Source organism: Shewanella sp. BJSY2023SW005 (genome assembly GCF_047314585.1).
Lineage (GTDB): Bacteria > Pseudomonadota > Gammaproteobacteria > Enterobacterales > Shewanellaceae > Shewanella > Shewanella algae.
Genome location: NZ_JBKORJ010000020.1, coordinates 235,550 through 258,014 on the forward strand (window position 1 = coordinate 235,550; position 22,465 = coordinate 258,014).

At 52.8% G+C, this 22,465-nt stretch carries 19 protein-coding genes; 7 read left to right on the plus strand and 12 right to left on the minus strand.

Going from position 1 to position 22,465, the window contains the following annotated elements:
- Window positions 1–159 precede the first annotated feature (159 nt).
- The 3 genes from ACMHXI_RS05380 (at window position 160) to ACMHXI_RS05390 (ending at window position 3,426) form a co-directional block, all read left to right on the plus strand.
- On the plus strand, window positions 160–1,374 hold the full coding sequence (locus ACMHXI_RS05380) for a pyridoxal phosphate-dependent aminotransferase (RefSeq protein ID WP_208184762.1): 1,215 nt from the start codon (window positions 160–162) through the stop codon (window positions 1,372–1,374).
- Window positions 1,375–1,492: 118 nt separating this feature from the next.
- Window positions 1,493–2,080: a 5'-deoxynucleotidase gene (gene yfbR, locus ACMHXI_RS05385; RefSeq protein WP_208184763.1), complete on the plus strand. Its 588-nt coding sequence runs from the start codon at window positions 1,493–1,495 to the stop codon at window positions 2,078–2,080.
- A gap of 11 nt (window positions 2,081–2,091) precedes the next feature.
- Complete coding sequence (locus ACMHXI_RS05390; protein ID WP_093982826.1) at window positions 2,092–3,426, plus strand: anti-phage deoxyguanosine triphosphatase; 1,335 nt, start codon at window positions 2,092–2,094, stop codon at window positions 3,424–3,426.
- 51 nt (window positions 3,427–3,477) lie between these two features.
- Here ACMHXI_RS05390 and ACMHXI_RS05395 read toward each other — a convergent pair whose 3' ends face one another.
- The gene (locus ACMHXI_RS05395; RefSeq protein ID WP_025010407.1) at window positions 3,478–4,110 is read right to left on the minus strand and encodes a YchE family NAAT transporter; all 633 of its coding nucleotides are present in this window, start codon (window positions 4,108–4,110) and stop codon (window positions 3,478–3,480) included.
- Between the two features lie 342 nt (window positions 4,111–4,452).
- Between ACMHXI_RS05395 and adhE the strand changes: the two genes are divergently transcribed.
- Window positions 4,453–7,056 (plus strand): bifunctional acetaldehyde-CoA/alcohol dehydrogenase, encoded by a 2,604-nt coding sequence (adhE, locus tag ACMHXI_RS05400; protein ID WP_107111335.1) that lies wholly within the window; start codon window positions 4,453–4,455, stop codon window positions 7,054–7,056.
- Window positions 7,057–7,142: 86 nt separating this feature from the next.
- Here adhE and ACMHXI_RS05405 read toward each other — a convergent pair whose 3' ends face one another.
- The 9 genes from ACMHXI_RS05405 to aroA all read right to left on the minus strand — a co-directional run bounded on the left by ACMHXI_RS05405 (window position 7,143) and on the right by aroA (window position 15,124).
- Window positions 7,143–7,688 carry a DUF2058 domain-containing protein gene (locus ACMHXI_RS05405; protein WP_025010409.1) on the minus strand — a complete coding sequence of 182 codons (546 nt, stop codon included), beginning with the start codon at window positions 7,686–7,688 and terminating at the stop codon, window positions 7,143–7,145.
- 18 nt (window positions 7,689–7,706) lie between these two features.
- Window positions 7,707–8,525 carry an SDR family oxidoreductase gene (locus ACMHXI_RS05410; protein WP_025010410.1) on the minus strand — a complete coding sequence of 273 codons (819 nt, stop codon included), beginning with the start codon at window positions 8,523–8,525 and terminating at the stop codon, window positions 7,707–7,709.
- A 71-nt stretch (window positions 8,526–8,596) separates the two neighbouring features.
- On the minus strand, window positions 8,597–9,292 hold the full coding sequence (gene pyrF / locus ACMHXI_RS05415) for an orotidine-5'-phosphate decarboxylase (protein ID WP_144164175.1): 696 nt from the start codon (window positions 9,290–9,292) through the stop codon (window positions 8,597–8,599).
- A gap of 21 nt (window positions 9,293–9,313) precedes the next feature.
- A complete protein-coding gene (gene lapB, locus ACMHXI_RS05420) occupies window positions 9,314–10,474 on the minus strand; it encodes a lipopolysaccharide assembly protein LapB (RefSeq protein ID WP_044734503.1) in 1,161 nt (386 codons plus the stop codon).
- A 1-nt stretch (window position 10,475) separates the two neighbouring features.
- The gene (locus ACMHXI_RS05425; protein WP_025010412.1) at window positions 10,476–10,745 is read right to left on the minus strand and encodes a LapA family protein; all 270 of its coding nucleotides are present in this window, start codon (window positions 10,743–10,745) and stop codon (window positions 10,476–10,478) included.
- 122 nt (window positions 10,746–10,867) lie between these two features.
- Window positions 10,868–11,155: an integration host factor subunit beta gene (gene ihfB, locus ACMHXI_RS05430; RefSeq protein ID WP_025010413.1), complete on the minus strand. Its 288-nt coding sequence runs from the start codon at window positions 11,153–11,155 to the stop codon at window positions 10,868–10,870.
- A gap of 70 nt (window positions 11,156–11,225) precedes the next feature.
- The gene (gene rpsA, locus ACMHXI_RS05435; RefSeq protein ID WP_025010414.1) at window positions 11,226–12,893 is read right to left on the minus strand and encodes a 30S ribosomal protein S1; all 1,668 of its coding nucleotides are present in this window, start codon (window positions 12,891–12,893) and stop codon (window positions 11,226–11,228) included.
- A 99-nt stretch (window positions 12,894–12,992) separates the two neighbouring features.
- Entirely contained in the window at window positions 12,993–13,688 is a 696-nt protein-coding gene (cmk, locus tag ACMHXI_RS05440; protein ID WP_025010415.1) for a (d)CMP kinase, read from the minus strand.
- Window positions 13,689–13,843: 155 nt separating this feature from the next.
- Window positions 13,844–15,124 carry a 3-phosphoshikimate 1-carboxyvinyltransferase gene (aroA, locus tag ACMHXI_RS05445; RefSeq protein WP_115390362.1) on the minus strand — a complete coding sequence of 427 codons (1,281 nt, stop codon included), beginning with the start codon at window positions 15,122–15,124 and terminating at the stop codon, window positions 13,844–13,846.
- Between the two features lie 462 nt (window positions 15,125–15,586).
- On the opposite strand from aroA, the gene ACMHXI_RS05450 reads away from it, so the two are divergent.
- Window positions 15,587–16,783, plus strand: a complete 1,197-nt coding sequence (locus tag ACMHXI_RS05450) for an amino acid aminotransferase (protein WP_025010416.1) — start codon at window positions 15,587–15,589, stop codon at window positions 16,781–16,783.
- An 86-nt stretch (window positions 16,784–16,869) separates the two neighbouring features.
- On the opposite strand, the gene serC is transcribed toward ACMHXI_RS05450, so the two are convergent.
- Window positions 16,870–17,964, minus strand: coding sequence for a 3-phosphoserine/phosphohydroxythreonine transaminase (serC, locus tag ACMHXI_RS05455; RefSeq protein ID WP_345887748.1), 1,095 nt, complete (start codon window positions 17,962–17,964; stop codon window positions 16,870–16,872).
- A 60-nt stretch (window positions 17,965–18,024) separates the two neighbouring features.
- Window positions 18,025–20,664 carry a DNA topoisomerase (ATP-hydrolyzing) subunit A gene (gene gyrA, locus ACMHXI_RS05460; RefSeq protein ID WP_413734235.1) on the minus strand — a complete coding sequence of 880 codons (2,640 nt, stop codon included), beginning with the start codon at window positions 20,662–20,664 and terminating at the stop codon, window positions 18,025–18,027.
- A 358-nt stretch (window positions 20,665–21,022) separates the two neighbouring features.
- On the opposite strand from gyrA, the gene ubiG reads away from it, so the two are divergent.
- Both ubiG and ACMHXI_RS05470 read left to right on the plus strand, forming a co-directional pair.
- The gene (gene ubiG / locus ACMHXI_RS05465; protein WP_044735812.1) at window positions 21,023–21,733 is read left to right on the plus strand and encodes a bifunctional 2-polyprenyl-6-hydroxyphenol methylase/3-demethylubiquinol 3-O-methyltransferase UbiG; all 711 of its coding nucleotides are present in this window, start codon (window positions 21,023–21,025) and stop codon (window positions 21,731–21,733) included.
- A 4-nt stretch (window positions 21,734–21,737) separates the two neighbouring features.
- The gene (locus tag ACMHXI_RS05470) at window positions 21,738–22,406 is read left to right on the plus strand and encodes an HAD family hydrolase (protein WP_044734508.1); all 669 of its coding nucleotides are present in this window, start codon (window positions 21,738–21,740) and stop codon (window positions 22,404–22,406) included.
- Window positions 22,407–22,465 lie beyond the last annotated feature (59 nt).

Genomic DNA, 22,465 nt, shown 5'->3' on the forward strand with positions numbered 1-22,465 from the left:
AGATTTTTTATCTTTTTATCATGCGTGTTTTTTTGCTTTTAAAGATGAAAGTTCTGCCGCAAATACAGAATTTGGCTTTACCCCTCTTTCTAAGGCGCTTGAAATTAGGTATTGTGCCGAAGGTTAAACTCTTTCATATCAGCCAGTTTCGAGGTAGTAATGCGGCCAATCATCAAATCCAATAAGCTCGACAGTGTATGTTACGATATTCGAGGGCCGGTACATAAAGAAGCACGTCGGTTGGAGGATGAAGGCCATCGTATTCTTAAGCTCAATATAGGTAACCCGGCCCCCTTTGGCTTTGAAGCCCCGGAAGAGATAGTTCGTGACGTTATCCTCAACCTGCCATCGGCCCAAGGGTATTGTGAGTCCAAAGGTTTGTTCTCTGCCCGCAAGGCGATAGTGCAGCATTACCAGTCCCAGGGGATCTTCGGTGTCGATATCGAAGATATCTATATAGGTAATGGTGTTTCCGAATTGATTGTGATGGCCATGCAGGGGCTACTCAATACCGATGACGAGGTGTTGGTTCCCTCCCCTGACTATCCACTGTGGACCGCGGCGGTTAACCTGGCGGGCGGCAAGGCGCGCCACTATCGCTGCGATGAAGCGGCCGACTGGTTTCCCGATCTTGAGGATATCAAGAGCAAGATTGGCCCAAGAACCCGCGGAATTGTGATTATCAACCCCAACAATCCAACCGGGGCCGTATACAGTCGCGAGCTGTTGCTGGAGATTGTTGAGCTGTGCCGGCAGCACGGCATCATACTGTTTGCCGATGAGATCTATGACAAAATTCTTTACGATGACGCTGTGCATATCCCGGCCTGCAGCCTGTCGGACGATATTCTCACCGTGACGTTTAATGGTCTTTCCAAAGCCTATAGAGTTGCCGGTTTCCGGGTCGGTTGGATGATGCTATCCGGCAACCTCAAGGCGGCGCGCAGCTATATTGAAGGGCTGGAAATGCTCTCCTCTATGCGCCTTTGCGCCAACGTGCCCAATCAGCATGCGATTCAAACCGCATTGGGGGGTTATCAGAGTATCAATGAGCTTACCGCCATCGATGGCCGCCTGACTCAGCAGCGGGACATCTGTTATGAGCTGCTCAATCAAATTCCCGGTGTGAGCGTGGTGAAACCCAAGGGCGCCATGTATGCATTCCCCCGCATCGACAGCAAGCGTTTCGGTCTCAGGGACGATGAGCGCCTGGTGTTGGATCTACTGAAAGAGAAGAAAATTCTCTTGGTACAGGGCACCGCCTTTAACTGGCCGGAGCCGGATCACCTGCGAGTGGTGTTCCTGCCTCATAAGGAAGACTTACAACGGGCCCTGCTCGCCTTCGGTGACTTCCTCGAGTACTACCGCCAATAACACAATGCCAGCCGCCCATCGAGGCGGCTTTTTTATCCCCGCCCGGCACTGACAGCCTTTAACCACTGAGGTAAAGTAAGGGAAACGAGCAAAAAACTTAGCTACCAAAGGAAGTTGTATGAGTCACCTTTTTGCCCACCTGGCCAGGATGAAGTTAATTCAGCGTTGGCCTTTGATGTATAACGTCCGAACCGAGAATGTGCAGGAACATTCATTGCAGGTTGCCATGGTGGCCCATGCGCTGGCCATCATCAGTAACCGTAAGTTCAATGGCCAATATTCGCCCGATCGCGCCGCGACCCTGGCCATCTTTCACGATGCCGGCGAAATACTTACCGGCGATCTGCCCACCCCGGTCAAATACTTCAATGCCGAGATAGAGGCCGAATACAAGAAGATTGAAGCCATAGCCGAAGCCAGGCTGCTGGAGATGGCGCCCGAAGAGTTTCGTGACGATTACCGCTCTCTGTTTATCAGTGATAGCGCCGAGCTCAGCCATCGCAAGTTGGTTAAGTCCGCCGATACGCTGTGCGCTTATCTCAAGTGTCTCGAAGAAAAACGCGCCGGAAACAACGAGTTCAACAGTGCTCGCAAGCGACTCGAAACCATGCTGGATGCCAACCCCGACCCGGCAGTGGCGTATTTTCGCGAGCATTTTATTCCCAGTTTCACCCTGGATCTGGATGAAATCAATCAACTGCTCTAGCAGGAGAGATTATGAGCCAAGCCCACTGGCAAGCCAGGCGCGAGCCCAATAACAGTCAGCGCCGAGACGATAATCGCAGTCCCTATCAGAGAGACAGAGCCAGAATTCTACACTCTGCCGCCTTTCGGCGCTTACAGGCCAAGACTCAGGTGCTTGGGGTGGGCATGAACGACTTTTACCGCACCCGCCTGACCCACTCACTGGAAGTCTCGCAAATAGGCACGGGCATTGCCGCCCAGTTGAAGCAGCACTATCCCGAAATGGCCTTTTTGCTCGACTCCATGAGTCTGCTCGAAGCCCTATGCCTGGCCCATGATATAGGTCACCCACCCTACGGCCATGGCGGCGAGGTGGCGCTCAACTACATGATGCGTGAGCACGGCGGCTTTGAAGGCAATGGCCAAACCTTCAGAATCCTTACCCGGCTCGAACCCTATACCGAACACTTTGGCATGAACCTGACCCGGCGCACCCTGCTCGGTGTACTCAAATACCCGGCTCCGGTACGCACACTGAAAGTGGATAGACCTCAGCCGGAACTGAGTCACTATCGTCAGTTAAGGCCGAGCCAATGGCCGCCGGTGAAAGGGGTTTTCGATGATGATGAAGCTATCCTCGATTGGGTACTTGAGCCGCTGGACAGTAAAGACAAGCAGAGCTTTCTCAGTCATTACAGCCCGGGGGAAGGGCTGCACCGACGCACTCACTTCAAGTCGTTCGACTGCACCATTATGGAGCTGGCCGATGATATCGCCTATGCGGTGCACGATCTCGAAGATGCCATAGTAATGGGGATAGTCACCGGCGCGAATTGGCAAGAGGATATGCGTGCTCCGCTACAGGCCATTGAAGATGAGTGGATCCAAAGCCAGCTCGGGAATATTGAGCTCAAGCTGTTTTCCCGCAAACATCACTTGCGTAAGGATGCCATAGGGACCCTGGTCAATGCGCTGGTAACCGCCATCAAAATCGACGAGAACCCGGACTTTGCCGAACCCTTGCTCAGATTCAATGCCAAGTTGGAACCCGCCTTTGCCGAGCTGCTGGAGCTGCTGAAACAGTTTGTCCTCAAATATGTGGTGCGTAAGCCCGAGATCCAGATGCTGGAGTACAAGGGCCAACAGATAGTGATGGAGCTGTTTGAAGCCTTTGCCTCGGATCCTCTGAGGCTCCTGCCCCACAATACCCAATCACGCTGGCAGCAGGCCAACTGCAGGGGGGAAAACAGCCACAGAGTGATAGCAGACTATATCTCGGGAATGACAGATGAGTTTGCCGCCAGGCTGCATCAACAACTGTTCAGCCCCAAAGGCGGTGCCATCATAGACTTGAGCCAGAATTACTGATGAACAATCGTCGCAACCAACTAACAATAAAGCGCCCGAGGGCGCTTTATTTTATCCCAGTAAGTTGGGAAACAATCCCTTGAAGCCGGCAGCTATCACCTCTATGCCGATGGATAGCATCAAGAGTCCCATCAGACGGGTGATCACGTTAATCCCTGTCTTGCCGAGGAGCTTATTGATAACCGAAGCCATTCTGAACAATGCAAAGCTGAGCAGACCAAACAGGGCCACAGTCACCGACATGGCCAGCAGATTGGCCAGGCCTTTATGTTCGGCGGCAAAGACGATGACTGAGCTGATAGCCCCCGGACCGGCCATTAGCGGCAAAGCCAGCGGCACCACAGCAACCGATTCCATCGCCGAGGCTTCCCTGTCCTCTTCCTGGTTGCGTTTCACCTCGCCCAGCTTTCCCTGCAACATGGACATGGCGATGATGGCAATCAGTGTACCGCCGGCAATTCGGAATGCCGACAGCGAAATACTGAACATATTCAATATATACTGACCCGCCACTGTGGTAACCAGGAGGATCACCACCACGGCAAAGTTGGATATTTTGGCAGTATGATTACGCTCAGCCTCAGTCTGGTGACTGGTGAGGCTGACAAATACCGGCAACAGGCCCACCGGGTTGATGATAGCCACCAGTCCGAGGAAAAATTTAACGTACAGGGTCAAATCCAATTTCGTATCCTTCCAGTGTAGGGAACTCACCGGGAAACAGTAGCTTGAGACGGTGCATACTCTACCTTAAGTTAACAAACCCCAGAAATGAGATTTTCTATTCTCGGTCACAACTTCGAATAAATTTTCGTAATATCAGTGCAGCCAAAGCTGCAGTATAGTCGACACTAATGCAAAGTTGTTTTTCGCTCCTGGATGAGATCTAACGTTGTTGAATTACATAAAACGCCATGCCTGTGGCCAAGATCACAGATAGCAACGCCGTTTGGTTGTAATTTTATTTCATGTGAGAGAGTTTAACCAAGATGAGTCTTTGTTAAATTTTTTTACGGGAAACTGATTATGAAAGTCACCAATACCGAGGAACTGGATCTGCTACTGGAAAGAGTCAGCCAGGCTCAGGCGAAATTCGCCGGCTTCAGTCAGCAGCAAGTCGACAAGATATTTCGCGCTGCAGCGCTGGCTGCCGCCGATGCCAGAATTGTGCTGGCGAAACAGGCCGCCGCCGAAACCTCCATGGGAGTGCTGGAGGACAAAGTGATTAAAAACCACTTTGCTTCCGAGTATATCTACAACAAGTACAAGGATGAAAAGACCTGCGGCATTCTGGAAGAAGACGACACCTTCGGCACCATCACTATCGCCGAACCCGTGGGGATCATCTGCGGCATAGTACCGACAACCAACCCTACCTCCACCGCTATCTTCAAGGCGCTTATCAGCCTGAAAACCCGTAATGCCATAGTGTTCTCCCCACATCCCAGGGCCAAGGCATCCACAGTCGCGGCCGCCCGAATAGTACTGGATGCCGCCATCAAGGCCGGGGCTCCCGAGGACATCATAGGTTGGATAGATGAACCCAGTGTCGCACTATCCAATCATCTAATGACTCACGAAAAGATAAATCTCATACTGGCCACCGGCGGCCCGGGTATGGTGAAGGCCGCCTACTCTTCCGGGAAACCGGCTATCGGTGTCGGCGCAGGTAACACACCTGTGGTTATCGATGAAACCGCGGATATCAAACGGGCTGTGGCCTCCATCCTGATGTCAAAAACCTTTGATAACGGTGTAGTGTGCGCCTCCGAACAAGCTGTGGTAGTGCTCGACAGCATCTATCAGGCGGTGCGGGAGCGCTTCGCCCATCACGGCGGCTATCTGCTCAGTGACGAAGAATGCCTTGCGGTGAAACAGGTTATTCTCAAAGACGGCGCCCTCAACGCCGCCATTGTTGGCCAGAGTGCCGCGCGCATTGCCGAAATGGCCGGCTTCAGCGTACCGAGCTGGACCAAGGTACTGATCGGTGAGGTGGGTGAAATAACCGAAGCCGAAGCCTTTGCCCATGAAAAGCTTTCGCCGCTGCTTGGTATGTACCGCGCCAAAGACTTTGACGAGGCGCTGGATAAGGCCGATGCCTTGGTGAAGCTCGGTGGTATCGGCCATACCTCTGGGCTCTATACCGACCAGGATACCCAGGTGCAGCGGGTCAAGCGTTTCGGTGAGCGAATGAAAACCGCTCGAATTCTGATTAATACCCCGGCATCTCAAGGCGGGATCGGCGATCTCTATAACTTCAAACTGGCGCCCTCCCTCACCCTGGGCTGTGGCTCCTGGGGCGGCAACTCCATTTCGGAGAATGTGGGCCCGAGTCACCTTATCAACAAAAAAACCGTCGCCAAGAGGGCCGAGAATATGTTGTGGCACAAGCTTCCATCCTCCATCTATTTCCGCCGCGGCAGCCTACCCATAGCACTGGAAGAGTTGGCCGACAAACGCCGCGCCTTGATAGTGACAGACAAGTTTCTGTTCAATAACGGCTACTGCGATGAAACCATCAAAATCCTCAAAGGCTTGGGGCTGGATACCGAGGTGTTTTATGAAGTGGAGGCCGATCCTACCCTGGCTGTGGTTCGCGCCGGAACCAAGGTGGCCGAGAGCTTCCAACCGGATGTGATCATAGCCCTTGGTGGCGGCTCACCCATGGACGCCGCCAAGATCATCTGGGTAATGTATGAACATCCTCAGGTGGACTTTGCCGATCTGGCGCTGCGCTTCATGGATATTCGCAAGCGTATCTACAAGTTCCCCAAACTTGGGCGCAAGGCCAAGATGGTGGCTATCCCCACCACTTCAGGAACCGGCTCTGAAGTCACGCCATTTGCCGTGGTGACCGATGAGAAGACAGGTGCCAAATATCCCATCGCCGATTATGAGCTGACCCCCAACATGGCGATTGTGGATCCCAACCTGGTGATGGATATGCCCAAATCCCTGACAGCCTTTGGTGGTATCGATGCCATTACCCATGCCTTGGAGGCCTATGTCAGCGTGATGGCCAACGAGTACAGTGACGGCCAGGCATTGCAGGCCTTGAGTCTTCTGGTTGAGCACTTGCCCAAAGCCTATGAAGAAGGCGCTGCAGCGCCGATTGCCCGCGAAAAAGTGCACAACGGCGCCACTATTGCCGGTATCGCCTTTGCCAACGCTTTCTTGGGAATATGTCACTCTATGGCCCATAAATTGGGTGCCGAATTCCATCTGCCCCACGGTTTGGCCAATGCTCTGCTCATAAGCAATGTCATCCGTTTCAACGCCACCGACCTGCCTACCAAGCAAGCCGCCTTCAGCCAGTATGACAGACCCAAGGCGCTCTGCCGCTATGCCGCCATTGCCGATCACCTCAAGCTGACAGACGCTGGGCTGAGTGACGCCGAAAAAGTCGAGCGTTTGATAGCCAAAATCGAGCAGTTGAAGCTGGCTTTGGGGATCCCGGCCTCGATTCAGGAAGCCGGTGTCAAAGAAGCCGATTTCCTGGATAAGCTCGATGAACTGGCTGAAGATGCTTTTGATGATCAGTGTACAGGCGCCAATCCCAGGTATCCCTTGATAGGTGAACTGAAAGCTTTGCTGCTGGCGAGCTTCTATGGTGAAACGTATCGTGACTGACGGGTAAACCTGCACAAACAACAAAGGCCTCCCTATGGAGGCCTTTGGCTTTCAAGCGTTATACCGAATCGGTAGGTATAAGCGCCTTACCACATAAGATCGTCCGGAATGACATAATCTGCGTAAGGGTCGTCTTCTTCCGTTACTTGCGCGGCGTTGTTCTCGGCCTGCCACAAATAGCCACACCAAGCCGGCACCAACAGATTAACCCGCTCGGCGAGTTTATGAGGCACCAGATAGCTGCTTTGCTCAATTCGCACTATCCCCAAGCGGCCACCGAGTAACTGACTCTGAAGTTTTTCATTGATATACAAGGGGTATATCTTGTTCTCCAGGGTATAGTTGAACTTGATCTCGCCATCTTTCGGCAGCGCCACCGCATTTTGCTTAACTTCGGTGACCAGGCCACGGACCAGACCTTTCTCTGTGGCCTCGGCAAAGCGTTGTTCATTGAGTGCCTTGTCCTTTTCTGCCTGCTGCTTTTTCTGCTGAGCGATCTGCGCCTTCAGCTCAGCAGAGCCGTCATCAATATTGGACTTGCGGTTACGTTTCTTTTGGGTTTTGACATCGCGAACTTTTTGCTTGCTGGCGAGACCCGCCTTGAGCAACTGTTCCTGTAATGCGTTTGCCATTTTATAATCTCTCTCTTGCTACTTACTTGATTCTTGCTTTGCTGCCAGTGCCCCGAGCTGACTCATGGCCGCACTGGCACCGCCAAGCGACCAACCGCCGTCAACCGGTAATATGGTTCCGGTAATATACGAAGCCATTGGCGATGCCATAAAGAGTGCAGCATTGGCCAAGTCTTCCCCCTCACCGTTGCGTTTTAACGGCACACTCTCGGCCACCTGTTGCTGCAACTGCGCCGACGGCGCCAGGCGATTGAACCCTTCGGTACCGGCAATCGGCCCGGGTACCAGGGAGTTTATCCGAATACCCTCTGGCCCCCATTCCAAAGCCAGGGTGCGGGTCAACATATCGACGCCCGCCTTGGCGGCGCAAACGTGGATCTGCATCGGCATGGCAATATACGCCTGCGGCGCCGAAATTTGAATAATGCTGGCGCCAGGGCGCTTAAGCATGGGATAGGCTTGCTTCAACACCTGAAAACTGCCCAGCAAATCAATATCCATAACAGATTTAAAACCGTTGGCACTGAGCTTGGCGGCGCTGGCGGGGAAATTGCCGGCGGCGCCACTGACAAGCACATCGATATGCGGGAAACTCTGGGCCAAGACGGCAAAGCCTTGCTCGAGTGCCGGCAAATCCCTGACATCGAAGCTCAGCCCCAGATGTTGACCTTGTGGATTGGCTTCATTCAATAACGCCACCGCGGCTGCCACTTTTTCCGGGTTACGGCTGGCAACCGCCACATGGGCACCGGCAACTGCGAACGCCTTGGCGATACAGAGGTTAATGCCGCTGGTACCCCCGACGACCACTACATACTTACCCTGATAATCGAACATTGAGCTTCTCTCCTATCCACTGATCATTCGTTATTCCGGTCCATACTGCGAGTCGCCGGTATGTCACAAGTTTATGCCAGCGATTGATGTATCGCCTGCAGTGTCGCCAAAGGATCGGCCGCTTGAGTAATGGGTCGGCCTATGACCAGATAATCTGAGCCCGCCGCCATCGCTTCAGCCGGGGTCATGATGCGTTTTTGATCGCCGGCATCACTGCCCGCCGGACGAATGCCCGGGGTCACCAGTTTGAAATCGGCGCCAAGTTCAGCCTTGAGCATACTGGACTCACGGGCCGAGCAGACCACACCATCGAGACCGGCTTTTTGCGTCAGGCGCGCCAGCCTGCGAACCTGATCTTCAGCACTGCCTTCAACACCAATAAGCTTGAGCTCATCGTCGCTCATTGAAGTCAGCACAGTAACGGCAATCAGCAAGGGGGCGTTATCCCCGTAAGGCAGCAATGCTCGGCGGGCGGCGTCCATCATGGCGAGGCCGCCACTGGCGTGGACATTCACCATCCAGACGCCCATTTCGGCGGCGGCAGTGACCGCCTTGGCCACTGTGTTGGGAATGTCGTGAAACTTCAGGTCAAGAAACAGATCAAACCCACGGTCATGGATCTCTTTCACCAGTTGAGGCCCGAACAGGGTAAACATCTCTTTGCCTACCTTAAGGCGGCACATAGACGGATCCAACTTATCAATAAGTTGCAATGCTTTGAATTTGTTATCAAAGTCCAAGGCGACCACAATAGGTGTCTCTGTCATTTTTACTCCGTTATCTGAGGGTTATTCACCGTCCAAGCCACGCACCCGCTTGATACTGCCCCAGCTCTTGCAGGATGGGCAGTGCCAATATAGGGTGTGTGCCGGGAAACCACACTCCCGACAGCGGTAACTTGGACGGAATCTTATTTGTTGTTCTACCAGTTTTTCCAGCATCGCCAGGCTATCTCGCGCCTGCCCCTGCTCTGCCTGCTTGATATGCATCTGCATCAGGTGCTGGAACCCCCGCATGGTGGGGTGGCGATATAGAGCTTCCATCACCATGTCTTCGGCGCCTTTGATGTTGCCGTCTTCAATCATGCGTTGCGCCAATGCCACCACAACCGAGGCACCGGCGCCCTTATCTATCGCGTGAGCCAATAGCTCGCGATAACCATCGATATCTTTGAGCTCTTGATAGAGCTGGCGGGCACAAGCGAGTGCATCGGCAAAAAGCTCGGCATCAGCGTCAATCAGTTGGTTGAGCATCTGCTTGGCCTGAGGCAATTGCCCGGCATCCAGGTAGGTCTTGGCCAATGACAACAAGGCGCGGCCACATTGAGAATCTTGCTTGAGTGCCGCTTGAAAGCCCTTGAGTTTTCCCGCTTCATCGCCGGCTTCCTCGGCCAGTTGACAATAGAAATGAGCGATAACGGGTTTCAGACCCTGCTGTCGTTTACGTGGCAAGCGCTTGGTGATATCAATCGCTTTCTGCCACTCTTTGGTGATTTGGTAAATGGAGATCAGTTGGGTTTCAGCTTCTTCGCTGTGATCGTCCTGACTGACGAGATTAAGGAATATCTCCTCGGCTCTATCGTAGAACCCGGCGGCCATATAGTCCTTGCCCAGTTCCATCATCGCCATGTCTCTTTGCTCTGTGGCGAGATTGGGCCTTGCTATCAGGTTTTGGTGAATACGAATGGATCTGTCTACTTCACCACGCTTGCGAAACAAGGAACCCAGCGACAGATGAGTGTCTATGGTTTCATCATCGACATCCAACATGCTGATAAAGAGATCGACCGCCTTGTCCGACTCATTGGAGAGCAGAAAATTGAGCCCGGTGAAGTAGTCACGGCTCAGTTTCTTTTGCGCTGAATTCTGTTTCTGCCTCAAACTGCGGCGGCCCATGTACCAACCGTAAGCCGCAGCAATAGGCAGCAACAGAAAGAGAAGTTCGAGCATACTAGGCGTCTTGCCCCTGCTGCTGAGTTAAGGTCTGGATCTTTTTGCGGGCATTACGCAATGACAGTTTCAGCTTCATGATGTAGTAGAAGGCGATGATCCAACTTAGGATAAACCCCGCCAGAAATACCACGGCCAACACTACAGGCAAGCGGAACTCTCCCTGTGCAACAAAATAACTGATGGTGACCAGCTGCTCATTGCGGGAGCCAAATACCAGTGCCACTACAAACAGCATTGCCACCAGTACGGTTGCGACAAATGACTTCACGTTGCACTCCATAAACGCGTTTCAATGTTCTGATTATCCAGTAATTTGACTGAGCTGACCAGCTTTAGCCAAGATCCAGACATAAAAAAGCCCCCTTTCGGAGGCTTTTAATACAACAGCGATTAACGGTTATAAGCGTCAACGCGTTCGCGCAGTTCTTTGCCTGGCTTAAAGTGCGGGACGTACTTGCCATCCAACTCGACTGATGTTCCCGTCTTGGGATTACGACCAGTGCGAGGTGCACGATAGTGAAGTGAAAAGCTGCCAAAGCCACGGATCTCTATGCGATCACCGCTTTCCAATGTCTTCGCCATTTGCTCCAACATCTCTTTGATGGCGCCTTCTACTTCTTTCGCCGACAGTTGCGACTGCCCAGTGGCGAGTTTTTCGATCAGTTCGGATTTAGTCATCCTAGCTACCCCTATTATCAAGCCAAACACAGTCACCTAACAGGGGGCTAGCCCCCTGTACTACAGGCACTTACTTACGAGCTGCCTTAAACGCTTCAGCCATTGCATTAGTCATGATAGCGTCGTCCTGCTTGTTCAGGTTAGCCATCACTTCTTTTTCTTCAGCTTCGTCTTTAGCACGTACAGACAGGCTGATTGCACGGTTCTTGCGATCTACGCCCATGAACTTGGCTTCAACGCTGTCACCTACATTGTAGACGCTTGATGCATCTTCAACACGGTCACGGCTGATGTCAGATACACGGATGTAACCTTCAACAGTGTCAGCCAGCTCAACAGTAACACCTTTGGCGTCAACAGCAGTAACAGTACCAACTACGATAGTACCTTTCTTCTTGTCGGCCAGGTAAGCGTTGAATGGATCGTCTTCAGTCTGCTTAACACCCAGGCTGATACGCTCACGCTCTGGATCAACAGACAGAACCACTGCAGTGATTTCGTCGCCTTTCTTGTACTCGCCAACAGCGTCTTCGCCGCTACCGTTCCAAGAGATGTCAGACAGGTGAACCAGACCGTCGATACCGCCGTCCAGACCGATGAAGATACCGAAGTCAGTGATAGACTTGATCTTACCGGTAACTTTGTCGCCCTTGGCATAACGGTTAGCGAAGTCTTCCCATGGGTTGGTCTTGCACTGCTTGAGACCCAGAGAAATACGACGACGCTCTTCATCGATGTCCAGAACCAGAACTTCAACTTCGTCACCCAGGTTAACAACCTTGGATGGGTGGATGTTCTTGTTGGTCCAATCCATTTCAGAAACGTGTACCAGACCTTCAACGCCTTCTTCGATTTCAACGAAGCAGCCGTAGTCAGTCAGGTTGGTTACGCGACCAGTCAGACGAGTGTTTTCTGGGTAGCGCTTGCTGATTTCCAGCCATGGGTCTTCACCCAGTTGCTTCAGACCCAGAGATACACGAGTGCGCTCGCGATCGTACTTCAGTACTTTGACGTTGATTTCGTCACCAACATTCACGATCTCGGATGGGTGCTTAACACGCTTCCAAGCCATGTCGGTGATGTGCAGCAGGCCGTCAACACCGCCCAGATCTACGAATGCACCGTAGTCGGTCAGGTTCTTAACGATACCTTTAACTGCTTGACCTTCTTGCAGGTTTTCCAGCAGAGCATCACGCTCAGCGCTGCTTTCAGATTCGATAACAGCACGACGAGAAACAACAACGTTGTTGCGCTTCTGGTCCAGCTTGATAACTTTGAATTCCAGTTCTTTGTTTTCCAGGTGAGCAGTATCGCGTACTGGGCGAACGTCAACCAGAGAACCAGGCAGGAACGCACGGATACCGTTCAGCTCAACGGTGAAACCGCCTTTAACCTTGCCATTGATGACACCGATTACAGTTTCAGCATCTTCGTAAGCTTTTTCCAGAACGATCCAGGCTTCGTGGCGCTTGGCCTTCTCGCGAGAAAGTTGAGTCTCACCGAAACCGTCTTCAACGCTATCCAGCGCAACGTCAACTTGGTCGCCAACGGCGATTTCCAGTTCACCTTGAGCGTTTTTGAATTGCTCAGCTGGGATTGGGCTCTCAGATTTCAGACCGGCGTCAACCAGTACCATACCGTTTTCGATGGCAACTACAGTACCACGAACGATAGAACCTGGGCGGAATTCCAGTTGTTGAAGGGATTGTTCAAACAGATCAGCAAAAGATTCAGTCATGTTAATTAACTTTAAGTAATAAACCACGTATCTATCCTGAACGTGGAGTCAGTAAAATAACTCGCCTCTTCCCTGTGGCGAATGCCTATCTCGCCAGTCTCAAAGACTGACGTCAGATAACTTGTCAACTATGTGCTTGAGCGCCAGCTCCAGCACAGTTTCAATCCCGAGTCCTGTAGTGTCTATCACCAGGGCATCTTCTGCGGGCACCAAAGGCGCAACTGCGCGATTCATATCCCGGTGATCTCTTTCCTGGATCTCGGTTAAAAGACGCTCGATATTAACATCGAAGCCCTTGTCCTGCAACTGATTATAGCGCCGCTGGGCCCTTTCTTCAGCCGAGGCTGTTAAAAACAATTTTGCCGGTGCATGCGGGAAAACAACGGTTCCCATATCCCGGCCATCGGCTATAAGGCCAGGGGCAACTCTGAAAGCACGCTGCCTTCTGAGCAAGGCTTCTCTCACCCGGGGAAACGCCGCCACTCTCGAGGCTGCGTCAGAACATTCCTGAGTACGAATGGCATGGCTGACATCTTCGCCTTCCAGCACCACTTTTATGGCTTCATTTCCGGCTCCCGCCAGAAACTGTACATCCAGATGCGCGGCCAACAGGGTGATGGCCTCTTCGTTATCCAGTTCCACATCGTGGTGAATAGCGGCAAGTGCCAGCACTCGATATATGGCACCGCTATCGAGCAGTTTCCATCCAAGTTTGTTGGCAAGCAACTGACTTATAGTGCCTTTTCCCGCACCGCTTGGGCCGTCAATTGTGACAACAGGCGCCCGTTCAGACATAAATTCCTCCGCAGTAATTGTCATCTTCCATGAGGACACAGTATGAGTTCACCGAAAATGAGCGGCCAATATTATATATCAACTGCATGCTTTCCGTATGCTGAATTCAAGGTCAATTTCGGGCCGCTGCTGTCAACAGCCCGAAATTCAGCCGCTTAACAGGCCAAGGCCGCAAAGCGTTGGAAGTAATCCGGGAAGGTTTTTGAGGTGCAATCCGGGTCATTGATGGTGACGCCGCAATCGGCAAATGCCAGCAGCGAAAAACACATGGCCATGCGGTGGTCGTTATAGGTATCGATGGCGGCATGCTTGGGCGCAAGCGGTGGATTAACCAGAATATAATCCTCACCCTCCTCCACCTCGGCACCAATTTTACGCAGTTCTGTCGCCATGGCGCTGAGACGATCTGTCTCCTTGATACGCCAGTTGTAGATATTACTGAGGCGGGTCGGCCCTTTGGCAAATACCGCAGTTGTGGCTATGGTCATTGCTGCGTCGGGTATATGGTTCATGTCCATATCTATGCCCTTGAGCTGGCTACCCCTGGCAATAATAAAGTCATCTCCCCATTCAATCTCGGCGCCCATGGCCGCCAGCGCATCGGCAAACTTGACATCCCCCTGAATGCTGAGACGGCCAACTCCGGTGACTTTCACTTCGCCGCCGGCGATGGCGCCAGCGGCCAGGAAATAAGACGCCGATGAAGCATCGCCTTCCACCATTACCTTGCCCGGTGACAGATAGCTTTGACCGGATGGGATCTCAAAACGCTGATAGTCGTGGTTGATAACCTTGACACCAAATTGCGCCATCAAAGCCAAAGTAATATCAATATAGGGCTTGGAAACCAGTTCACCCTTGACCTTGATATTGACAGCGGCACCGGCCAGCGGCGCAACCATCAGGAGCGCGGTAAGAAACTGGCTGGAGAGATTACCGGCAATTTCCACATCCCCGCCACTGAGGCCCGTTGCCTTGATTTTTAATGGCGGGAAGCCGGGATCCTTCAGATATTGAATATCCGCGCCCAACGCCTTGAGGCTGTCGACCAAATCGCCTATCGGCCGCTCCTCCATTCTGGGTTCACCCGTGAGAACAAACTCACCGTTCCCCAGGGTCAGCGCGGCGCACAATGGCCGCATCGCGGTGCCGGCATTACCGAGAAACAGCTCTTGCAGCTTGTTGCTGTTGATAGCGCCGCCAAGGCCCTGCACGCTGCAGCGGCTCTTGTCTTCGGAAAGCTCAAATTGCACGCCGAGCTGTTTGAGCGCTGCCAACATGTGGCGAATATCATCTGAGTCGAGCAGATTGGTCAGTTCTGTGGTGCCCTTGGCCAGGGTTGCCAATAGCAGCGCCCGGTTGGAGATACTCTTGGAGCCGGGGATGTTGACCTCCCCATGCATTCTACTTATGGGATCCAGTCGCAATTGCTTCATCTTTTTTGGATTCTTGCATCTGTGTTTGACGGAGTTGCAGCGTCACGCCACGTACCGCCAAAGCGGGTTAAAAGACCTTGTCACCGATTATGGGATAAAACCGGTAAATCAAGACAAAAGATTAGATACAGCGAGTGCTGATAGGCCTGAATTAAGTGTTCGTGGCATTAAAGTTACCTGAGCGCCACAGGGATTCAACCGTTTTTTGCTGAAAAAAGCCGATTTCAGCGGAAAATTATTCAAGCAGCGCTAAATAAGCTCTTTGCTGTCCGATTGACTTTCGAAGACGTGACTCACAGATGCGACTCTCCTTTCCTGCAACTGAGCTTTACACCCTGGAAGCCCAGCTTGCCAGTTGCACCACTCTGACTATCGCTTGCTGCAGCCTCGCCAGCCGTTAACAAATAGCCTAAATGCCGTTATGCTAATCCTCTTCAACAAGTATTCAATCCAGGGAACCCTATGTTCAGCACACTCAAGGCGATGCCAGCCGATCCCATTCTTGGGCTGCTCAGCCAATATCGCGACGACCCTCGCGGTGAAAAAATTGATTTGGGCGTTGGTGTCTATAAAGACATCTTGGGAAATACCCCCATCCTCGACTGCGTTAAAACCGCCGAGCAGCGCCGCACCGCCACGGAAACCACCAAGGTGTATATCGGCCCTGCCGGTAGCAGTGATTTCAATCGGCTCATTGCCGAGCTGGCATTCGGTGAGCAGCACCCTACCCTGAGCGCCGGACGCATTCGCAGCGTATCCACTCCCGGCGGTACAGGCGCGCTGCGGGTCGCAGCCGACTTTATTAAACGTTGTCGCCCAGGCGCAACCGTTTGGGTCAGCGATCCGACCTGGGCCAATCACACCGGACTTTTTGAGGCGGCCGGTCTCAAGGTTGAGCGTTACCCTTACTATGACTACGCCACCAAGGCCCTGAAGTTTGATGAAATGCTCGCCAAACTCAACACCCTTGGTGAAAACGATGTTGTGCTGCTGCATGCCTGTTGTCACAACCCATCGGGCCAGGACCTCAGCACTGAGCAGTGGGACCGAGTGGTACAAGTCGCCGTCAAACGCGGCTTTACCCCGCTAATCGATATGGCTTACCAGGGCTTTGGTGACGGTGTCGAGGAAGATGCCTACGGCGTTCGCAAGATGGCGGCCGCCGTGGAAGACATGTTGCTCTGCTCCTCCTGCTCAAAGAATTTTGGCCTTTATCGCGAACGTATCGGCGCCTGCAGCATCATAGCCAACAGCAGTGCTGCCGCCGATGTCGCCTTGTCGGTACTGCTTTACGTGGTGCGTTGCCTCTACTCCATGCCGCCGGCACACGGCGCCGCGTTGGTGGAAACCATTCTCGGCGACAATCAGCTCAAGCAGCAGTGGCTGGATGAACTCAAGGTGATGCGTGACAGGATAAACGGTAACCGTGCCATCCTGGTTGAGCGTTTAAAAGCGATAGGCGTCGAGCAGGACTTTAGCTTTATTGCCCGCCAGAAAGGGATGTTCTCCTTCCTTGGGGTATCGCCCGAGCAGGTTGAACAACTTAAGCAGGAGTTCGGTATCTATATGGTGGACTCAAGCCGGATCAGTATCGCCGGGATAAGCGATAGCAATGTCGATTACCTTGCCAAGTCTATCGCCAAGGTGTTGCAAGGTTAAAATTGGAGAGTTAGATGAAAAAAGCGAATGCCTCGGCATTCGCTTTTTTATGGGATTTGTTGCGATAAAGCGCTTTTCGCCGGGGTTCAGCTGCTGTGCTTGGCCGCAAACGCCTGCATAAAGGCAACCAGGGCCTCAACGCCGGCCAAAGGCATGGCGTTATAGATACTGGCGCGCATCCCGCCGACAATTCTGTGCCCCTTAAGAGCCACCAAACCTGCGGCCTCCGCCTCTTTCAGGAACTCACCATTGAGCGACTCATCGGCCAATTGGAAAGTTACATTCATCCGCGAGCGGTTTTGCGCCGCCACCCCATTGTGGTAAAAGTCCAGTTCATCGATACAGGCGTAAAGCAGTTCGGCCTTGGCCTTGTTAAGCGCTGCCATCGCCTCGATACCGCCCATTCGGTGCAGCCACTCAAACACTTCGGCGGCCAGATACCAGGCAAAAGTAGGGGGAGTGTTAAACATGGAATCGTTTTCGGCCGCCAAGCGATAATCCATGATGGACGACTGTGGCATGGCCGGCAAAGCCAGCATCTCTTTACGCACTATCACTATGGCCAAACCGGAAGGGCCGATATTTTTCTGTGCCCCGGCATAAATGAGTCCGTAGCGACTGACATCGATTTCACGGGACATGATAGTGGATGACATATCCGCGACTATTGGCCAGGGAGACTCCAACTCTTCAAAAATTTCGATACCATCTACCGTCTCGTTGGGGCAATAGTGCACATAGCGATACTTACCACTATCACCTTCCAGCTTAGGTAAGGTTACTTTGTTGAGTCTATTGACCTTTTCAACAATGCTCTGGCTATCAATCCTGTCATCTCCGGCCAGCTTTCTGGCCTCTGCCGTGGCCGACTTTGACCACTGACCACTCTCCAAATACAGGGCTCTGCCGTTATTGCCCAAAAAATTATTCACGACAGCCGAGAACTGACCGCGACCACCGCCATGCATAAACAGTACATGGTAATCTTCGGGAATATTCATCAGTGAGCGCAATCTGGATTCGGCAGCCTTGGTGAGATCGATAAAGGCCTGACTGCGGTGACTGATCTCCATAACGGAGACACCGTGTCCCTGCCAGTCCAGTAATTCCTGCTGGGCTTTTTGCATTACCGCGGCCGGCAACATGGCTGGTCCGGCACAGAAATTATAAATCGTGCTCACTTCATTGTTCTCCTTGAAAAAAAGAGCGTCCAGATGGACGCTCAGATATGCTTGATGTTGTTATTCCTGCTCGGCTTCAGGTGCTTCGGGCACTTGGCCTTCAGTATCCTCGGCTGCAGCTTCGGCCACTATGGGTTCGCCGTTTTCATCGAATTCCACTTCGTCTTCATCAGACTGGATTTCATCGATACGCTGTAAACCCACCACGGCCTCGTCACCGGCAGTGCGGATAATGGTCACGCCCTGGGTATTACGGCCTATGATGGAAACACCGGCCGCTGGGGTTCTCACCAGTGTGCCCTTGTCGCTGATCAACATGATCTCATCATTGTCGCCGACCTGAACTGCACCGACTACCGCGCCGTTACGCTCACTGACCTTGATGGAAACCACGCCCTTGGTAGCACGGCTCTTGGTTGGGTATTCACTCAGCTCGGTACGCTTACCAAAACCGTTCTCTGTCACAGTCAGAATGGCGCCATCTTCTTTTGGCACTATCAGTGAAACCACTTCCTGACCGTCTTCGAGTTTGATACCACGAACACCGGTAGCGGTACGGCCCATGGCGCGCACCTGATCTTCGCTGAAGCGTACCACCTTACCTTCGTTGGAGAACAGCATGATTTCATTGCTGCCGTCGGTCAGGTCAACGCCAATCAACTGATCACCGTCTTTCAGGTTAACGGCGATAATGCCGTTGGCTCTGGGGCGGCTGTATTCGATAAGCGATGTCTTCTTCACGGTACCGTGGGAAGTGGCCATGATGACATACTTGTCGGCTTCGTATTCACGAACCGGCAGAATCGCCGTAATGTGCTCGCCCTCAGACAATGGCAGCAGGTTAACGATAGGCTTACCGCGCGACTGACGACTGGCCAGCGGCAACTGATAGACCTTGAGCCAGTAGAGTTTGCCAAAGTCGGAGAAGCACAAAATGGTGTCGTGGGTATTGGCAACCAATAGCTTCTCAACGAAGTCTTCGTCTTTGACCTTGGTGGCGGCCTTGCCCTTACCACCGCGGCGCTGCGCCTGGTAATCGCTCAGTGGCTGATACTTGGCATAACCCAAGTGCGACAGGGTTACTACCACATCTTCTTCGCAGATCAGGTCTTCGAGGCTGATGTCCACGGCAGAAGCGTTGATCTCGGTGCGGCGCTCATCGCCATACTGCTCGAGCACTTCTTCCAGCTCTTCTTTGATCACTTCCATCAGACGCTCTGGACTTCTGAGGATATGCAGCAATCCGGCGATCAGCTCCAGCAGCTCTTCATATTCCTGGAGGATCTTATCATGCTCAAGACCGGTCAGACGATGCAGACGCAGCTCGAGGATAGCCTGGGCTTGCTGCTCTGTCAGATAGTAGAGACCATCGCGAATACCAAACTCCGGCTCCAACCATTCAGGGCGGGCGGCGTCATCACCGGCTTTTTCCAACATGCCCTGCACGTTGCCGAGCTGCCAACCGGTTTCCACCAGTTTAACCTTGGCTTCAGCCGGTGTTGGCGAGGCCTTGATCAGCGCAATCACAGGGTCGATGTTGGCCAGGGCGATAGCCAGGGCTTCCAGGATATGAGCGCGTTCGCGGGCCTTACGCAGTTCAAACACGGTTCTGCGAGTCACCACTTCACGGCGGTGCAGAATAAAGGCTTCCAGCATCTCCTTAAGGTTAAACAACTTGGGCTGACCATTGGTCAGGGCCACCATGTTGATACCAAAAGAGGTTTGCATCTGGGTCTGGGCATAGAGGTTGTTGAGCACCACCTCGGCCACTTCGCCGCGCTTGACCTCAACGACAATACGCATACCGTCTTTATCAGACTCATCGCGCAGGCCGCTGATGCCTTCAATTTTCTTGTCTTTTACCAGCTCGGCAATCTTTTCAATCAGACGAGCCTTGTTCACCTGGTATGGGATCTCGGTAACAATGATCCGCTCGCGGCCATTGTCTTCGGTTTCCACCTCGGCACGGGCGCGCATAATCGCCTTGCCGCGACCGGTACGGTACGCTTCCTCTATGCCTTTCTTGCCATTGATAATAGCGGCAGTCGGGAAATCCGGGCCCGGGATATAATCCATCAGCTGTTCGATAGACAGCTCAGGCTCTTCGATAAGTGCCAAACAGCCTTTAACCACTTCGGTCAGGTTGTGCGGCGGAATATTGGTGGCCATACCCACGGCAATACCGGAGGAGCCGTTGACCAGCAGGTTGGGGATCCGGGTCGGCAACACGGCCGGGATCATTTCGGTGCCGTCGTAGTTGGGGACATAATCGACGGTTTCTTTCTCAAGGTCAGCCAGCAGTTGATGCGCCAGCTTTTCCATACGAATTTCGGTATAACGCATGGCCGCCGCGGCATCGCCGTCGATGGAACCGAAGTTACCTTGGCCATCCACCAAGGTGTAACGCAGTGAGAAAGGCTGTGCCATCCGCACTATGGTGTCGTATACGGCGCTATCACCATGAGGGTGATACTTACCTATCACGTCACCGACAACACGTGCCGACTTCTTATAGGGTTTATTCCAATCGTTTTTCAGCTCGTTCATCGCAAAGAGTACGCGGCGATGCACCGGCTTGAGGCCGTCGCGTACGTCTGGCAATGCCCGCCCGACGATAACGCTCATGGCGTAATCCAGATAGGAGTTCTTTAGTTCGTCTTCAATATTTATTGGCGAAATTGATAAAGCCAGATCAGTCATAAACTGCTCGATCCCCTTAAATTAGCTGACAACTTGTAATCCGTGTCATTGTCGAGCCCAACAAACGTGATTTGGCATTCTAACACAGTTATTTAATGTCGGAAGTCCTTAAAGCCGCCTTTGCAGCCAAAAACGCCAAGGGCATGATACAAGTCGCGAGCGGGGGCAGATATCACCGTCATAGACATGAGTTCCGTTGCTGTTTTTATCATCAAAAACCGAATCTTGCCGATATTTTGTGCAGCTTTTGGCCTTTAGTGCTATCGATCACATTGAGGCGCCAATTTATGCTGCCCTTCCCTATGGCTTATATGGTTATAATGGGCACATCTTTATTATTGCTGTTTCAGGTCTGAATATGTCTTCTCAACCCAATGTCGACCCTCAGGAAATTGCCAAGTTTGAAAGTATGGCCGCCAGTTGGTGGGATCCTGCCGGTGAATTCAAGCCACTGCATGAACTCAACCCCCTGCGCCTTAATTATATAGACGCTCAATCCGGCGGTATCTTTGACAAGCAGGTACTGGATGTCGGCTGCGGCGGTGGCATTCTGTCCGAGAGCATGGCCCGCATTGGCGCCAAGGTCACCGGGTTGGATATGGGCTTTGAGCCGTTGGAAGTCGCCAGGCTGCATGCACTGGAAGCCGGCGTCAGCATAGACTACCTGCAGGAAACCGCCGAAGTGCATGCCCAGAATCATCAGGGGCATTACGACACTGTTACCTGTATGGAGATGCTCGAGCATGTACCGGATCCGCAATCTGTGATCCAGGCTTGTTGCGATATGGTCAAGCCCGGAGGTTGGGTGTTCTTCTCCACCATTAACCGCAACATCATGTCCTGGGTGCAAACCATACTCGGTGCCGAGTATGTGCTGAAAATGCTGCCGGCAGGTACCCATGACCACAGTAAGTTTATCCGCCCATCCGAATTAATTGCCATGGCAGAAAACACCGAACTATTGTGCCGTGACGCGCTGGGCATCAAATACAACCCCTTGAGTGGCGTATTCAGTTACACCAAGAGCGTTGAAGTCAACTATATGATTGCCTGCCAACGCCAGGACTGATGCCATGACGCCTAAGCTGCCGTTTCAAGGGATTCTGTTCGACTTGGACGGGACTCTGGTGGATACCGCCGAGGACCTGACCGAAGCACTGGCCTTGGCCCTTGCATCCCATGGGGTATCGATAGAGGATAAGCGCAAACTTCTTCGCACTCTGGCCTCTCACGGCTCGCTTGCCATGGTGCAAGCCGCCGTGCCCCAAGCCTCAGCCGAGGAACAGGAGCATCTCCGGCAAGCGATGCTCAGGGAATATGATGCGGTTAACGGCCAAAAAGCCTGTTTGTTTGAAGGCATAGAAGCCTTGCTGGACAGTGCCCTATCAAGAGCCTTACCGCTGGGGATTGTCACCAATAAACCGGCGCGTTTTACCCGGCCCTTGTTAGAGCGCATGGGGCTGCTTAAGCGCTTTGATGCTGTGGTCAGTGCCGATACAACCCTCTATCGTAAGCCCCACCCAGCCCCTATGTTGCTGGCTGCTCAGCAGCTTAACTGCGCTCCCGAACGTATTCTCTATCTTGGCGATGCCGAGCGCGACATAGCAGCGGCGCAGGCGGTGAATATGCCCTCTGCCATCGCCATGTGGGGATATCTGGCGGCCGAGGATAAACCGGCGGAATGGGGCGCCGATTGGCAGTTAAATCATCCACAGGCAGTGATGTCGCTGCCATTGTGGTAACAAGGTAAGACAAGCACTAAATTGGCACTGTTTTCCTGAGTAGACAAGACCTTAAAGAA

What these genes read in the sequence shown, in the direction of transcription:
- gyrA (WP_413734235.1), bottom strand. Translation starts at nt 20,664, where the DNA reads ATGACTGATCTGGCTTTATCAATTTCGCCAATAAATATTGAAGACGAA.
- ACMHXI_RS05405 (WP_025010409.1), bottom strand. Translation starts at nt 7,688, where the DNA reads ATGGCAAACGCATTACAGGAACAGTTGCTCAAGGCGGGTCTCGCCAGC.
- ACMHXI_RS05450 (WP_025010416.1), top strand. Translation starts at nt 15,587, where the DNA reads ATGTTCAGCACACTCAAGGCGATGCCAGCCGATCCCATTCTTGGGCTG.
- ubiG (WP_044735812.1), top strand. Translation starts at nt 21,023, where the DNA reads ATGTCTTCTCAACCCAATGTCGACCCTCAGGAAATTGCCAAGTTTGAA.
- rpsA (WP_025010414.1), bottom strand. Translation starts at nt 12,893, where the DNA reads ATGACTGAATCTTTTGCTGATCTGTTTGAACAATCCCTTCAACAACTG.
- pyrF (WP_144164175.1), bottom strand. Translation starts at nt 9,292, where the DNA reads ATGACAGAGACACCTATTGTGGTCGCCTTGGACTTTGATAACAAATTC.
- cmk (WP_025010415.1), bottom strand. Translation starts at nt 13,688, where the DNA reads ATGTCTGAACGGGCGCCTGTTGTCACAATTGACGGCCCAAGCGGTGCG.
- ihfB (WP_025010413.1), bottom strand. Translation starts at nt 11,155, where the DNA reads ATGACTAAATCCGAACTGATCGAAAAACTCGCCACTGGGCAGTCGCAA.
- ACMHXI_RS05410 (WP_025010410.1), bottom strand. Translation starts at nt 8,525, where the DNA reads ATGTTCGATTATCAGGGTAAGTATGTAGTGGTCGTCGGGGGTACCAGC.
- aroA (WP_115390362.1), bottom strand. Translation starts at nt 15,124, where the DNA reads ATGAAGCAATTGCGACTGGATCCCATAAGTAGAATGCATGGGGAGGTC.
- yfbR (WP_208184763.1), top strand. Translation starts at nt 1,493, where the DNA reads ATGAGTCACCTTTTTGCCCACCTGGCCAGGATGAAGTTAATTCAGCGT.
- ACMHXI_RS05470 (WP_044734508.1), top strand. Translation starts at nt 21,738, where the DNA reads ATGACGCCTAAGCTGCCGTTTCAAGGGATTCTGTTCGACTTGGACGGG.
- ACMHXI_RS05390 (WP_093982826.1), top strand. Translation starts at nt 2,092, where the DNA reads ATGAGCCAAGCCCACTGGCAAGCCAGGCGCGAGCCCAATAACAGTCAG.
- adhE (WP_107111335.1), top strand. Translation starts at nt 4,453, where the DNA reads ATGAAAGTCACCAATACCGAGGAACTGGATCTGCTACTGGAAAGAGTC.
- lapB (WP_044734503.1), bottom strand. Translation starts at nt 10,474, where the DNA reads ATGCTCGAACTTCTCTTTCTGTTGCTGCCTATTGCTGCGGCTTACGGT.
- ACMHXI_RS05380 (WP_208184762.1), top strand. Translation starts at nt 160, where the DNA reads ATGCGGCCAATCATCAAATCCAATAAGCTCGACAGTGTATGTTACGAT.